Genomic DNA, 15,186 nt, shown 5'->3' with positions numbered 1-15,186 from the left:
GCTTACTCAATCCCAATAATTGAATCTTTTAAATGTTTTAATATTTGCCATTGCTTTAGTCTTGGACTTCTCTCCATTTTATAAATTTCAATCCAATTAGCGTTATTCAAGCAATTTAAAATTTCTAACCTAACCTTATCATTGTTTATCCTTATATACGCTTCTTGATTAAATTCGCCTTGATAATTTGGTTTTTTACCTAAATCGCCCCAAGTGCATAAAGAATAATCATACTCAAAATCTTTAGGTAAAAATTGATTTCTTGCTTTTCTAACTTCCTTAATAGTTACATCATTAAGTTTATGTTTATTAGGTTTTTTATTAACTCCGTTTGTAGGTCTTTTATATATGTTTAAGCAGCAATGAACATCAACCCCACTATAAGGGCTTTTACCTAAATCCTCACTATGAATTAAATCAAACTCAAACATTTGTTGGTTATTATTGTACTGGCTTATTGGTAGAATAAATGATATATAATCACCCATTAAGACAGAGTGTTTAAAAAATTTCATTGCAAGTAAATTCTTTTCGCCAAAAGGAGGGTTTCCTATAAACAATCTTCCTTTTTTATAAGGTAAATCTAATTCAAGGAAATCTTGTTGTATAATGCTTTGATGTTCAGGTTCAATATCATAAGCTGTGCACGCTTTAGAATCATTTGAAAAACCATTAATTAGATTGCTAAAAGACCCATTTCCTGCACTCGGTTCAATTATTTCTTTTATGTTGTTTATACCTATAATATCGTATGTTTTCTTTATACATTTTTTAGCTATTTCAGTTGTTGTGTAATATTTATCTAAATCTATTTTCTTACTCATTCTCTTTAATTTTAGTTCGTTCCTCACTAATTGCCCTTTTTAAAAATACGGATGGGTAACAATGTATATAAGCCATACAAGTACAGGCTCATATACTTTTACGTTGTAAGCAAGCTGAAAAGCCAACCGCACAAACAGCACATTTGGTTTTTGCCGACACGAAATCCAACGTAGAAAAACCAAAAGAGCTGTTTTTTGCCAACGCTACGAAATGATTTTAATACCTTTGTGAAATGAAAATTATTAACCAATTATGAATAAAATAACAGCCATTGATTTTTTTTGTGGAGCTGGTGGCTTTTCAGAAGGTTTTAGGCAAATGGGAATTGAGCTATTATACGGTTATGACCAGTGGAAACCAGCTGTTGAAACATACAATCATAATTTCGGCCTTAATTGTAATCCTAAAAACATTCTTGATTTTGAAAACTCAATTGAGGAAATCGAACAAATTCCTGATACGGACATTATTCTCGGTAGCCCACCTTGTGTAAGTTTTTCAAGTTCAAATAAATCTGGAAAAGCAGATAAATCTCTTGGAGTAAAACTTACAGAAACATTTTTAAGAATTGTTGCTGTAAAAAAACATAAGCCAAACTCTACACTTAAAGCTTGGTTTATGGAAAATGTTGTAAACTCTAAGCGCTATCTCCAAACCGAATATACTTTTAAAGATTTGGGGTTGTCGGACTGGGCTAATTCTCACAAGATAAGTCCTAATAAAGTTGCAATTAATTTATATGAAAATACAACAATTGTAAACTCTGCTGATTACGGATCAATACAGGCTCGAAAAAGAGTTGTTTCTGGTGAAATTATAAAAAAGAAAAAACTTATTATTCCGAAAAAAACTCACAAGAGTCCAAAAGATAAAGGTGGTTTACCTAGTTATAGATCTATAAAAGAAATAAAGGAAAATTTTCCAAATCCTTACGAGCAAAAATCAACAAATCAGATTAGTGATATAAATTACAATATTTCTATACCTAAAAATGAAATATCTGATCATTTCTATGATACTGGAATATATGAAGTTGAATGGAAATTTTCTAAATTTTGGAAACAGAATCACCCTTATATGGGAAGAATGTCATTCCCTGAAAACAACAATAATCCAAGCAGAACAATTACGGCAACGAAAATTGCGAACTCTAGAGAATCCATAATATATAAATCTGAGATAAGAAGAAAAGGAAATGGTGAATATAGGTTGCCAACAGTTCGAGAAGCAGCTTTAATTATGGGATTCCCAATAACTTACCAATTTTTAGGGAGCGAAAACACCAAGTGGCGTTTAGTAGGTAATGCAGTATGTTGTCCAGTGAGCAGGGCTTTAGCAAAAACAGTTATTGAAACACTAAAATTAGAAAAACCGAAAGAATTAATTGTTGCTGCAAAACCAAATCTTGTAAATGTGAAAAATTTGAACAATTACAATAGAAAGGGATTTGATAAGCCACCTGTTAAGAAAAAAGGTGCAAGATTTAGAAGACACCCAATAAAAGACGGAAATCTTACTGTAACACTTTCTAACTATGATATTGATCAAAATAGTAAAACTAAAAATAAATGGTTTACTTCAATTCAATACGGTACTGGAGAAGGCTTTCCAATACAAAAAGTAAAAGATGGATATTTTGAAAAAATAGAAGAGCTAATTAAGGAGTTCAAAAGTGGTAAGAAATTTTTAAATATAATCAATAACGGTTTTACTGAGAAAATTGGAACTAAATATGAACTGCAAGAAATGTATGAAAAGCAAATTCCAATTAATAATTTAGAACAACCAACTGAGCTAGTTGATCAAATCCAAGAAATATTAGATAAAGTAAAATGTCCTGATATGCTTTTTGAACAAAACGAAACTGTTGTTTTTACAGAAAAGGATAAAATCCCTTTAAAACAGCTTTTCTCATTATATGCTGTAAACAAAATATCTACTATTGCCAATCAGAAATAAATATGAATAAAGAAGTTAGAAAAGAAAAAATACAAGAAGTAATAAATAGCTGTAAAGACAGAACTGATTTATTAAACCACGAAATAATGTGGGAAGGACAATTAAAAACTGAAAAAGTTTATAATATTCCTCTTTCTTATTTAATCTACAACAAATACAATGGTAGAATTCTTAGCAGAACTAAATCATTAGAAAAACAAAATCAGATTATAGATGTTGAAACAGATCTTGGTAGAGATTTAATTGAAAAATTACTTTGGGAATCTAAAATTGATCGTAATAAAAAAACATTGCAAAGTATTCGTGATTTTGGTCAGCAAAAAGTTGGAATTATTACCAAAGATGGAGTAATTATTGATGGTAATCGTAGAGCAATGCTCTTAAATAAAATAGATAGAACTGGATACTTTAAAGCCATTGTACTTCCTGTTACATTAGAAGAAAATCCAATTGAAATAGAGAGGTTGGAAACAACTTATCAAATGGGTGAAGATGAAAAATTAGGCTATAACCCAATTGAAAAATACCTAAAAGCAAAACAAATATTTGATAAACTAACTCCTAAAATCACCGAAACAGAAGCCATAAAAAGTATATCTGATTGGATGGGTGAAAAAGAAAGTGAAGTAAAAAAATATCTTGATACTATGGCTGTTATGGATGAATATCTTGAATATTTAGAATATGATGGTATTTACACTCAACTTGACAGTAGAGAAGATCAATTTTTGTTCCTAACAAAATGGTTAAATAATTTTTACGGAGAAACTAGCAAGAAAGCATTTGATGGATATTCAGATAGTGATGTTGATGAATTAAAATCAATAGCATTTGACTATTTGCGATTTAGGAATGAGTATGATGGTAAGGAATTCAGAAATTTAGCAGAAGGAAATCGAGATAAACATTTTTTTGGAGACAAAGAGATTTGGTCAAGTTTTAGTTCTAAACACAATGAAATAATACTAAAATTACCAGAAGAACCACAAATTGATTTCAATTCTAACAATCTTGAAAAACATTTAAACTCTAGAGATAAGTTATTCTTTGATAGTTCAAAGTTTGATAATGACACAAGTGCGTTTATAGAAAACTTAAACGATCATAAATATAATATTGGTTATAATAAAGCCGCAGATGCTCCTGGTAAGTTAATAAAACGTGCTTCTCAAACCTTTGATGCAATTAAAACAGGACATTCTGCTTTTTCGGAGCCTGAAATTCAAGATATGGTTAAAGAGTTTGGGGATAAAGTGTTTCAATCTTTAAACCAAAAATCACCTTTAAGAGTTTTATCACATATTATTGAATTAATGGAGGCAATAGAGGTTGAAAAGATTCCTGAAAATGAAACAGAAGAGGTTCAAAACAAAACAAAGCAAATACAGAAAATAGGATATCAAATTAATAAAAGCTTATAATGGCTACTTTCACAATTGACATAAACAGTGAAATTAATGCTTTTGTTATTTCTGGTATCATTAATCCAATTGTCAAAAACAAAAGACTTCTTTTAACTTTAAAGCGTTTAGATTTTAGTATTAAAAATGATACGATTTTAATTCCTTACCAAACAAAAACTCAAATAAAAATTCTTGATGAAATTCGTAATCTATTTACAAAATTTAGTTTAGAATATACTTTATCTGAAAACATAGAAACTGAATTAGAATCTTACCATAAGGAAGAAGAAAATTTTGAATTTTTTAGTGAAAACGCTAGAGCAATAAGAAACAATAAGTTTGAAGAAAATGACAAATTAGTTCAACAATTTGATACGTTTCAAAATGTTCTAAAACAGCAAATGGAAAGAAGACTTTATCCACTTCAATTACTTTCGTCTTTTCATATGGCTTTTGCTCAAAACTCGTGTAATTTTGCTGTTCCGGGAGCAGGAAAAACCTCCATTGTTTATGGTGCTTATGCTTATTTGAAAAGTTTGCCAGAGGAAGATTCAAAACACGTTGATAAACTTATGGTTATTGGTCCTCTTTCCTCGTTTGCTCCTTGGGAAAATGAATATGAAGAATGTTTTGGCGTAAAACCAAATTCTTTCAGAATGTCTGGAGACCCAAACATTTCTATTGAAAAGAAATTGGAACACCTCTATTCGCCAAACGCACCAGAATTATCACTAATTTTTCACGGAGGAGTAGATCGATTTCAAACTGACATTATTGACTTTTTGAAACGAAACAAAACTATGGTTGTTGTTGATGAAGCTCACAGAATTAAAAATCCTGAAGGTGTTTGGGGAAGAAGTGTTACTGAAATTTCTAAAGAAGCAATCTCTAGAGTTATACTTACTGGAACGCCAGTACCAAACGGGTATCAAGATATTTTTAATCTATATAAATTTATTTATCCATTCAAGTTCAAAGAAATATTAAAGTTTCATTACCACAATTTGGAGGATATGACAGCTAACAGTTCATTAGATTCTAATCGTGTACAAGAGTTAAAGGAAAATATTTCCCCATATTTTATACGAATAAAAAAAGAAGATTTGAATCTACCACCAGTGGAAGAAACTTATGTTCAAATTGAAATGGAAACTTATCAAAGAGAAATTTATGACTTTATAGAATCTCAATATATCGAACATTTTAAGGAAGATAGTTCAGCAACAGTGAAAGATATATTAAATAAAGCAAAATTAATAAGACTAAGACAAGCTGCTACCAATCCTTCGCTTCTCGCCAAAACACTAAAGGATTGGACTACCTAATAAATTTGGTACTATTTTTTAAGCTACATTTTTATTGTTTTTCATTATTAATTCTGCTTCCATTTCCATTGGAGATTTATAGTCTAAAGCGGAATGAAGTCTTTTACAATTATACCATTTAATGTACTGTTCAATAACTTTGTAAGCGTCTAAATAGTAATTGAAAACATATCTATTTGTACATTCGTATTTTATTGTTTTAAATAGGCTCTCTGCAACAGCGTTATCCCAGCAGTTCCCTTTCCTGCTCATACTTTGCGTTATTTTCTTACTAGAGTTTAAAACGCTGGTCATTTTATTCGACGCATATTGTACGCCTCTATCGGAATGAAAAATATGATTGTTAGTTATATCCCTATTCTTTCTAGCTTGTAACCAAGCTTTGTAAACGGTGTTTTCAGTATCCATATTTTCAGTCAATACCCAGGATACTATTTTTCTATCTGCTAAATCTAAAATAGTTGTAAGGTAATTCCATTGACCACCAACTTTTATGTAGGTAATGTCTGAAACCCATTTTTCGCCTAACTTTGTGCTTTTAAAGTTTCTGTTTAGCATATTGTCTGCTAGAGCAAAAGTATGATTAGAGTCGGTTGTACAAACTCTAAACTTTTTGCTTAGTACGCTCCTTAAACCCAGTGATTTCATAATTAAAGCGATATAGGACCTTGAGTAAACAATGCCCTCACGTTCCAATGATTTTTGGATACGTAAACTGCCATAAATTTGTTTGCTATCGTTAAAAATAGCTATAACCCTTGATTTTAAATGAGAAACAGAACTTTTCTGACCTTTATATTGTCCAACACGTAGCCAAGTGTAATAGCTATTTTTACTAACTCTCATGCACTTACACATCTTTTCAACAGGAAATAGACCAGTATTAAGTTTAATAAACCGGTATATTACTTGTCGCTCTTGGAAAAGATGCTTACCGCCTTTTTTAATATATCACGCTCTAACTTTACATCCTTTAATTCCTTTTCTAAGGCCTTAATTTTAAGCATTTCTGATTGGCTGTTATCTTGTGAAGTTGTTGTATTAAACTCTTTGTCCCATCTATGGATGGAAGCTTGACTAACCCCAAACTCTTTCGTGAGATCCTTTACAGATTTACCTGAATTTAACAATTCTACTAAGGTTTTTTTAAAACTTTGATCATAAACTATTCTACCCATTTTGCTAAGTTAATTTATTCACTTAAAAACGTACCAACAAAACTAGACATTCCAGATTCATTGGAGAACAACGAATTAACAGGAGAGTTTGACCCAAATGCAATTTTCACAACAGATACTGACGAATTTATAAATGATTCTGAATTTTTTAATAAAATAACTAATTACTCTAAACTTGAAGTTCCAAGAAAATTTAATACAATCTTACACACAATACAAAATGATATTTTTCCTGAAAACGGAAAAGTAATTATTTGGACAATATTCATTCAAAATGCACTTGAGCTACAAGATTATTTAAAAACTAACAATATTGAATCTAAACTTCTTATCGGTCAAATTCCACAAGAAGAAAGGGAAATAACTATAAAAGCATTTAATGACCCAAACAATAATGATTTTAATGTAGTTATTGCAAATCCTTTCTCTGTTGCAGAATCTATTTCTCTTCACAAAGGCTGTCATAATGCAATTTATCTAGAAAGAGATTACAACTGTTCTAATTTTTTGCAATCTAAGGATCGAATCCATAGGGTTGGGTTAAAGGATAATCAAATTACGAAATACTATTATTTCGTATCAACCAATTCGATTGATGAAGTCATAAATTCAAGACTTCATTTGAAAATCCAACGAATGGAAGAAATAATAAATGATGACATTCCTTTGTTTAGACAAATTGATGATAATGACGAAACTGACATAATTAAAGAATTAATTGCCAATTATGCTCAAAGAACTTAGACATTATAGCAATTTCGGAACTCCTAATTATTTCTTTGAATTACTTACCACTCTTAAAAGCAAACAAGAAGTAAGTTATTTAAGAAGTGATATTGAAAAGTTATTTTACAACAAAATCATTGATGGTAGAGGCGTGTTTGATGGTTGTTTAGAATTAGCATTAAATATAGATATTCTTCAAACTTCTGATAATATTGTTACATTAAATGAAGGGATTACAAATTCTTTAAATAGTGTCAACCAAATGATAGATAAATTCAATGAATTTCTATTCCTTGCATTGAAAAATGATGATGAATTTCATAATATCTTTTGCTCAGAACATTTGTCTCACGATATAATTTACAAATCACTTCAAATTAACAATGCTGCTTTTGGTTTAAAACACTCAAATTTTAAACAATTATTAATTGATTTTAGAGCAATAACGAACCACCCAACACCAGAGATTAATTACTTTATTATAAATTCGAGATACAAAAAACTATTTGACAAAACTGTTTTACCTGAAATCAAAAAGCGAAAAATTGGAATTGAAGAATTTCGAAAATCAATGGAGCTTCAACAAATTTATGGTGAAGAAGCTGAAAGGTTTGTTGTGGATTTTGAATCAAAAAGACTTAATCATAAAAAAGAAATTGATTGGGTTGCCGAATATATAGTTAATGAAGGTTATGATGTTGCTTCCTATAATAATGAAAACGACAATACCCCAAATAGATTTATAGAAGTAAAATCTTATGATGGTGACACTCCTTATTTCTTTTGGTCAAGAAACGAATATCTTACAGCAAAAAGAAAGCAAGAGGAATATTGGATATATCTTGTAAATCGAAAAGAAATGAACAATAAAAACTATGAACCAATAATGAAACAGAATCCATATGAATCAATATTAAAAGATGATATTTGGGAAAAACAAGTTGATAAATATAAAATTGAATTATTAAAAGCCAACGCTTAAAGCCATACACATTTGCAATTCGCTTCAGCCACGACACAAGTCAAAAATTGCAAAAGAGTATGTCTTTGCCAATGCTGAAAACCAAGCTGAACTGAAAAAAAGCCAGCTTACAACAATGTATAAAAATAATAGCGGTCTAATCGCTAAAACGAAACAAAGTAAATATAAAAAAGGTCTGTGTTTAACCGAAAAGTTAGTGAGTGAAAATCCGCTACTATTCTTATACTAGATTGTTAGCGGTCATTGAAAAAAAAATCGAACTTATCTAAAAAATACTTATACAAATAACAAGTTCAACTATTTAGTAGAACTATTGAAATAATAAATGAAAGAATTTTTACTAAACATACACAAGATAAAGAATGTAGTATTAAACGAGTATATTTCGCATTGGAAGGAAATATCAGTTCCCAAAAAAACTACAATGACTGCGCAAGGAGAAACTCAAAAGTACCTTTATTTTGTCTTAGAAGGTGTACAGAAATCCTATTATTTAAAAGATGATAAAGAACATATAATTTCTTTTTCATTCGCACCTTCCTTTTCTACAATACCAGAATCTTTTCTAACACAAACACCTTCAAAATGCTATTTAGAAACGATAACAGATAGCCGTTTCTTAAGAATTTCCTACAAAAAACATCAACAATTGATGTTAGAATATCGCGAAATTGAAACTTTATTCCGAAAGATAACTGAATTCTTTTTAGTAGAAATGGTAGAAAGACATTATCAATTAATGTCACACGATATTGAATCACGTTTTGTTCTATTAACTAAAAAATATCCTTTTCTTATTAATATGGTTTCCAATAAAGATTTGGCTTCTTATTTGAGAATAGACTCTACAAATTTCAGTAAATTGCTAAACCGTGTCAAGATTTAAAATGTTGGTCAGCACCAAGATTTTAAATTCTAAACATCATTATTTTTGCCCTAAAAATCACTTTATGAAAAAAGCAATAATTATCGGTGCGACATCAGGAATTGGAAAAGGAATTGCTAAAATTTTGGTTGACAATGATTATAAAGTTGGCATTACAGGCAGACGGACTGAATTACTTGAAGAATTGAAATCGCAAAATCCAAACTCATATTATACACGGTCTTTTGACATAACCGACACGAAAATAATTGTTGAAAATTTAGAAGCTTTAACAACTGTACTTGGTGGCCTTGACTTACTAATAATTAGTTCAGGAACGGGCGACTTAAATGAGAAACTTGACTTTGAAATTGAAAAGCGGACAGTTGAAACCAATGTAATGGGATTTACTTGTATCGCAAATTGGGCTTTTAATTATTTTGAGAATCAGAAGTCAGGACATTTAGTTGCTATCAGTTCAGTTGGTGGACTTCGTGGAAGTGGAATTGCACCTGCATACAATGCAACAAAATCGTATCAGATCAATTACTTGGAAGGGTTAAGACAAAAAGCAAAAAAAATAAATGAATCAATTTTTGTAACAGATATAAGACCAGGGTTTGTTGATACTGATATGGCTAAAGGAGAAGGACAATTTTGGGTTGCGCCAGTTGAAAAAGCAACTCGACAAATTTTTGAAGCTATTAAACAGAAAAAGAAAATAGCTTATGTCACCAAACGTTGGCGAATAATTGCGTCAATTTTAAAACGAGTACCAAGACAAATCTATGACAGAATGTAACTGAAATGAAAACAACGAACCGCTAACAATGTATATAAAAAATAGGCGAATTAGTGCTAAAATCAAGGCTTGTATCTCATTTCAAAGTTCGTGCTTAACCGAATGTTTGGTGCTTCGTAATCGCCTACTTTTCATATACTAAACGTTGTAAGTAATGCGAAAATCGTGCTACAATTCAACATTTAAACTAATTTTGTAAAAAAGTTAAATTATGAGAAAAGTATTATTAATATTAGTAGTGGCATTATTGTTCACCTCATGTGATAAAGAAGAAGATTGCGATAATTGCATAATAACAGGCAAACAGACTTTAGAAGAAAGCGGTCTCAGTGCTGATGGGAGGCAAACTTATATGGTAGAAGTTGATTGCCCTAATTCAAACGTCGGAGCATTTAATAATCGAATTGTATGGGAAGCCGACAATATAGGCGAGACTGTTTGCAACACGGATGGAGTCTTTAATTAAAAGTCTTTATAAAAATTAATTAACTAAGCAAATCTGAATCTCAAAAAAGATGACAGTAACTGAAATCTTTACTTATAAGAGGAGAAAAGGAATTTTCAAGATACGACTAAATACATTAAAGATACTTTTGAAAACTTTAGGTATAATCTAAACTAAGCCAACGATAAACCTAAAAATGTAAAAAGAGTACGGCTATCAAACGTTCACGTTTGAACTAAATTAAACATTGGAAAACAGAGCTGTATGAAAAAGCACTACTTACAACAACGTGTATAATTAATTGCTTTGGTCGTTGCCTACTTGGAAAATTCCTTCGGAATTTTCTCGCGTTCGTTTTTGTTTACTAAATTAGTTGTTGAAACACGCAACTAACCATACACAAAACCGTTGTGCGTCAGCTAAAAAGAAGACACCCACGATGGAAATACTCCCTGACAAAAAAGAATTGATTATGAAGGGTGGAACTTTTCAGGAACAACTTTCAGCATTTCAATAAAACATTCTTCCCATTGACTTGGAAATAGATTCACGATTTTTAAGTTCAAATTAATTCCAAATTTTTCGGAAATCTCATTAACCTGACTTTTTCTGAATATTAATTTTAAAGCCGTTCTGACAGATAAATTAGGTTTTTGTAACAGAAAGGATAGGAAATTTAAATATTTGACTTTCTGATTAAAATCAATATGTAAAGGTTTTCGTTCAATTTTAAGAAAAGCAGACTTAACAGTTGGAGGAGGTATAAAACTATTAGGATTTATTTCGTAAACTATCTTCAAACTATAAAATGTATGATATAGGATAGTGTAAGGATTGAAGATTTTGTCTGCAAATAACTTTTTAGCAGGTTCTAATTGCAGGAAAATTGAACCGCCCTGAAAATTTTCCATATTTTCAAACATCAATATTTTTAAAATTTCTGATGTTATACCAAATGGTATATTAGAAACAACCTTAAACGAAAAATTAGGAATTTTATAATTTCTGAAATCACATCCAAAAACTTGAATGTTTTGAGTTTGTTTAAACTTGTGTTTTAGATATGTTATTAACTCAAAATCATTCTCAATCGCAATGACTAATTTTGCCTTTTGTAGTAGATGTACAGTTAGAAATCCTTTTCCTGCACCAATATCTAAGACCGTATCGTTTTGATTAATTCTTGATTGTTTTATTGCATCTTCAATTAGCACTTTGTCAATTGTAAAGTGCTGACCCGTAAATCTTACAGGTAATTTATTTTTATTCATTATGACTTCTTACAGGTAATTTATTTTTATTCATTATGACTTCTTACAGGTGAATACTTGAATTCAAATCACAGCGAAGTGAAAGACAGTATTACCTGACAGCGCAACTATGACAAAGCAATGCATTCATTAAAAATGACGACACACTAAGGCATAGACTGTTTGTCTTACCAAAAAGATTATAGGAATTTTATTTGGGACTGTCTATCACTTAGATAGTCGTCCAAGGTCTGCTGTAATACATAATGAAAAAAAAATTAAATAATTGAATGCAAAATTAGTAACTTTGTTTTAATTTGCAAAAAAAAATGAAAAAAATAAAAGCCGTACGCACAACAGGCGGTATATTTTATTGCCGAGATAGTGCGGGTTTCAGCGTTTCTACATCTAATAAACTTTCGTGTAACTTGACAGGACAGTGCTTCGAAATCGGCAACAAAAACATACCGCCAATCCGTTAGCGGTCAGCTTAAAAGACGACACAGCAAATAATTAATAACATGGAATTAGGAATATTAAAAACAGTAACACCAAGACAAAAATGGAATAACGAGGCAAGAGATTTTACTCCTTGGCTTGCGAATAACATTTCAGAATTGAACAAAGCTCTTGGACTTGAACTTGAAGTTGAAAATACAGAGGTTAGTGTTGGTCCTTATTCCGCAGATATTTTGGCAAAGGATACTGGCACAGATAATTATGTTGTCATTGAAAATCAATTAGAAAAAACAAATCATGACCATTTGGGTAAAGCAATTACATACGCTTCTGTGTTAGATGCTTCCATGATTATTTGGATTGCTACTGAATTTACAGAAGAACATAAAAAATCATTGGATTGGCTTAATGACCATACAAATGATGAAATTTCATTTTATGGAGTGCAATTAGAATTGTGGCAAATTGACGAAAGTAAAGCTGCTTTGAGATTCAATGTGATTAGTAAACCAAATCAAGCTGTTAGACAAGCAGCAAGGTCGAAAGCAAATGAGGACCTATCTGATAAGCGAAAATTCCAATTTGACTTTTGGAGTAAGTTCAAAGAAAAATTAGCGAAGACAAAAAAGATTCCTTCGCTTCAAACTCCAAGACCTCAATACTGGTTTGACGTGACTTTGGGTAAATCATATATTCATATTTCAAATACTTGTAACACGGACGACAATACTGTTGGTGTGCGGATTTATATAGGAAATAAGATTGCTGATACAATGTTGCCATTTTTGGAGAGTAAAAAAGACGAAATTGAATCCTCAATCGGACAAAAACTAATATGGAATCCGAATCCAGACAATCGAGATAAAGTAATTATCTTGCAACATACGACTGATTTTGAGGACGAAAGGAAACTGGATGAGTCTTTGAATTGGCTTGTTGATTATACCATAAAATTTAGAGAAACATTTTCAAAGATTATTAAGCAAGCACCATGAAAACAAAAGCCGAACCGCTAACATCGTATATAAAACATTTGGCAGTCAATGGGTTATCGAGCATTTCAGCCCGTATCAAAGTTTGTTGTAACTTGACAGATAAGTACTTCGAAATGCCAAACGTTTCATATACGTAACCGTTGGCAAACATTTAAACGAAACGAAAACTGAATGGGAATATTTGACAAACTTTTTGGAACGAAAAAGAAAGTTGCTGAAAATAATGAGAATCCTGATAATACCAAATTGGTTGGTTTATTAGAAAAATATGGTAAGAACCAAAGTCAAGAGAATTATCAAAAAGCATTCAATGAAATTATGGAAGGCAACGCTATGTTAGTTTTACCTTCAGTAAATGACGGAGAGCCAAAAGATAATTGGACTACTTTACAAAAAGATTCTACCTTAAAATTAACTTCAGTTTTTGACCAAGATGGACTTAAAGTTTTGGGAGCATTTACTTCACCAGAAAAACTTGTTGAATGGACTAAAAAAGAAACTGAATATACTGCAATGAAATCTAAAGACGTGATTGACTTTTGTCAAGCACACGGAATTGATAGAATTGTTATTGACACTGATATGCCGACAATGTTTGTACTTGAGCGAAACAGAGAAAATATTCAAACGGAAACAATTCAAGAAGAAACGCAAGTTACAGTTGGAACACCAATGAAACCGATTTCAGGAAACTTATTGAAAAAATTTCAATCTAATTTTTCAAAAGTAAGTGTGATTAGAGAAGTTTATCATTATGCAATGGTAAGGAATAATGAAAGCATCTTAATGCTTGGATTTGTGCTCGACACTTATTCAGACAATTCAAGAGCAGCTTGTATTGGAACAGTTCAAAATTCAATGGAAGGAGAGAAACTGGAATTACCTCTTGAAATGTTTATGTTGAATGACGAAGGTTGGTTACAAACCGTGAAAGGAATTGAAAACTCACTGATTTATAAAAAATAAAAACGATTTGCCAACAATGGCTATAAGTAATTGCTTGTTCTCGCCTACTTCTGAAAATCCTTGCGGATTTTCAGTTTGGTGTGTACTTGCAAAGTTAAATGCTAACCAACGCAACTACTCATAGCCGAGACCGTTGGCAACAAGCTGAAAAATGAATCGAATAATTATAATATTACTTCTTTTAAGTCAAATTTCGTTTGCTCAAACAGTAAACAGAATTGAATGGAACTTTCCAAGAAATGAAGAATTGAAAGAAAAAAATTTAGTAACAGAATACAACCAATTTGACTTTTCAAAAATTTGGACATTTTCTCAAAACAACAATGTTCTTGGAATAATTGGCGATGACCATCAAAGACTAAAAATCAAGTTAATTTCAGTAAAGAAAGATTCTAACAATCCGAATGAATATTCTGTAACCGGAAAATCTTGTGTAAAAGGAACGATTTGTGACTTTTCTGGAATTATAAAACTGACCGAAATAAAAGAACTTAAAGAACTACATTTTGGAGTTGACGATGAATATGCTGACAAAGGAATTAAATCGCAAGGAATTTTAGTTGCAGATTACGAATTCAAAGAAAATTCGGAACAAAAACATAGCGGAATTTTTAAAGGCAAATTACATTCTAAATGGTATCTGAATTCCGAAAACAAAATCGAATACGACAAAATTGAATTCATATCTGACGGATATTTGAATAATGCGTTTGTTGGAATTTGGAAAAGCTATTCAACAGGTAAAGAAAAAATATGCAATTGGGCGGATTATAGAATTCCAATTACGAATCGAGATTTTGACATTGGAGCTGGAGAGTTTTCGCCAAGTGAAAAATATTATGATAAAGGCTGGGAGAATTACCAAAAGGCTTGGCTTTATGGAAATGAAACAGCGAAAAAGGAAGAACTAAATGAATGGTGGAAATAAAGCCAGTTGCCAACAATGTATAAAAATAATAGCGGTTTGATCGCTAAAACGAAAGTAAGTAAATATAAAAAAGGTCTG

General features: G+C 30.9%; 14 protein-coding genes. 11 read left to right on the top strand and 3 right to left on the bottom strand.

The window, feature by feature from the left end:
- Positions 1-2: 2 nt before the first annotated feature.
- Positions 3-824 (bottom strand): hypothetical protein, encoded by an 822-nt coding sequence (locus FEZ18_RS11425; RefSeq protein WP_153268436.1) that lies wholly within the window; start codon positions 822-824, stop codon positions 3-5.
- Positions 825-1,077: 253 nt separating this feature from the next.
- Here FEZ18_RS11425 and FEZ18_RS11420 point away from each other — a divergent pair, with 253 nt between their 5' ends.
- Genes FEZ18_RS11420 through FEZ18_RS11410 form a run of 3 tightly spaced genes read left to right on the top strand, consistent with a single transcriptional unit; the run spans position 1,078 to position 5,512 of the window.
- The gene (locus FEZ18_RS11420; protein WP_153268435.1) at positions 1,078-2,784 is read left to right on the top strand and encodes a DNA cytosine methyltransferase; all 1,707 of its coding nucleotides are present in this window, start codon (positions 1,078-1,080) and stop codon (positions 2,782-2,784) included.
- Positions 2,785-2,786: 2 nt separating this feature from the next.
- Positions 2,787-4,205 (top strand): hypothetical protein, encoded by a 1,419-nt coding sequence (locus FEZ18_RS11415; RefSeq protein WP_153268434.1) that lies wholly within the window; start codon positions 2,787-2,789, stop codon positions 4,203-4,205.
- The gene (locus FEZ18_RS11410; RefSeq protein ID WP_153268433.1) at positions 4,205-5,512 is read left to right on the top strand and encodes an SNF2-related protein; all 1,308 of its coding nucleotides are present in this window, start codon (positions 4,205-4,207) and stop codon (positions 5,510-5,512) included. The genes FEZ18_RS11415 and FEZ18_RS11410 overlap by 1 nt, the downstream gene beginning before the upstream one ends.
- Before the next feature lie 18 nt (positions 5,513-5,530).
- On the opposite strand, the gene FEZ18_RS11405 is transcribed toward FEZ18_RS11410, so the two are convergent.
- Positions 5,531-6,690 (bottom strand): IS3 family transposase gene (locus FEZ18_RS11405; RefSeq protein ID WP_410505112.1). Its coding sequence is split into 2 segments (ribosomal slippage): positions 5,531-6,459 and positions 6,459-6,690, totalling 1,161 coding nucleotides; the frame shifts between segments, so codons are not numbered across the junction.
- 60 nt (positions 6,691-6,750) lie between these two features.
- On the opposite strand from FEZ18_RS11405, the gene FEZ18_RS11400 reads away from it, so the two are divergent.
- The 5 genes from FEZ18_RS11400 to FEZ18_RS11380 all read left to right on the top strand — a co-directional run bounded on the left by FEZ18_RS11400 (position 6,751) and on the right by FEZ18_RS11380 (position 10,531).
- On the top strand, positions 6,751-7,434 hold the full coding sequence (locus FEZ18_RS11400) for a helicase-related protein (protein WP_194269475.1): 684 nt from the start codon (positions 6,751-6,753) through the stop codon (positions 7,432-7,434).
- Complete coding sequence (locus FEZ18_RS11395) at positions 7,418-8,398, top strand: DUF3883 domain-containing protein (protein WP_153268431.1); 981 nt, start codon at positions 7,418-7,420, stop codon at positions 8,396-8,398. The genes FEZ18_RS11400 and FEZ18_RS11395 overlap by 17 nt, the downstream gene beginning before the upstream one ends.
- A gap of 325 nt (positions 8,399-8,723) precedes the next feature.
- A complete protein-coding gene (locus tag FEZ18_RS11390) occupies positions 8,724-9,284 on the top strand; it encodes a Crp/Fnr family transcriptional regulator (protein WP_026811302.1) in 561 nt (186 codons plus the stop codon).
- Between the two features lie 64 nt (positions 9,285-9,348).
- Positions 9,349-10,065: an SDR family NAD(P)-dependent oxidoreductase gene (locus tag FEZ18_RS11385; protein ID WP_026811303.1), complete on the top strand. Its 717-nt coding sequence runs from the start codon at positions 9,349-9,351 to the stop codon at positions 10,063-10,065.
- A 211-nt stretch (positions 10,066-10,276) separates the two neighbouring features.
- Positions 10,277-10,531: a hypothetical protein gene (locus FEZ18_RS11380; RefSeq protein WP_153268430.1), complete on the top strand. Its 255-nt coding sequence runs from the start codon at positions 10,277-10,279 to the stop codon at positions 10,529-10,531.
- Positions 10,532-10,980: 449 nt separating this feature from the next.
- Here the strand turns inward: FEZ18_RS11380 and erm are convergent, their stop codons facing one another.
- Positions 10,981-11,781 (bottom strand): 23S ribosomal RNA methyltransferase Erm, encoded by an 801-nt coding sequence (gene erm / locus FEZ18_RS11375; RefSeq protein WP_088653487.1) that lies wholly within the window; start codon positions 11,779-11,781, stop codon positions 10,981-10,983.
- Positions 11,782-12,281: 500 nt separating this feature from the next.
- On the opposite strand from erm, the gene FEZ18_RS11370 reads away from it, so the two are divergent.
- The 3 genes from FEZ18_RS11370 to FEZ18_RS11360 all read left to right on the top strand — a co-directional run bounded on the left by FEZ18_RS11370 (position 12,282) and on the right by FEZ18_RS11360 (position 15,108).
- Entirely contained in the window at positions 12,282-13,214 is a 933-nt protein-coding gene (locus FEZ18_RS11370; RefSeq protein WP_153268429.1) for a DUF4268 domain-containing protein, read from the top strand.
- 171 nt (positions 13,215-13,385) lie between these two features.
- On the top strand, positions 13,386-14,180 hold the full coding sequence (locus FEZ18_RS11365; protein WP_153268428.1) for an SseB family protein: 795 nt from the start codon (positions 13,386-13,388) through the stop codon (positions 14,178-14,180).
- A gap of 151 nt (positions 14,181-14,331) precedes the next feature.
- The gene (locus FEZ18_RS11360) at positions 14,332-15,108 is read left to right on the top strand and encodes a hypothetical protein (RefSeq protein ID WP_153268427.1); all 777 of its coding nucleotides are present in this window, start codon (positions 14,332-14,334) and stop codon (positions 15,106-15,108) included.
- Positions 15,109-15,186 lie beyond the last annotated feature (78 nt).

It is taken from the genome of Oceanihabitans sp. IOP_32 (genome assembly GCF_009498295.1).
GTDB lineage: Bacteria > Bacteroidota > Bacteroidia > Flavobacteriales > Flavobacteriaceae > Wocania > Wocania indica.
Note: the sequence above shows the minus strand (reverse complement) of the source record. Positions and strands in the feature narration are given on the sequence as shown.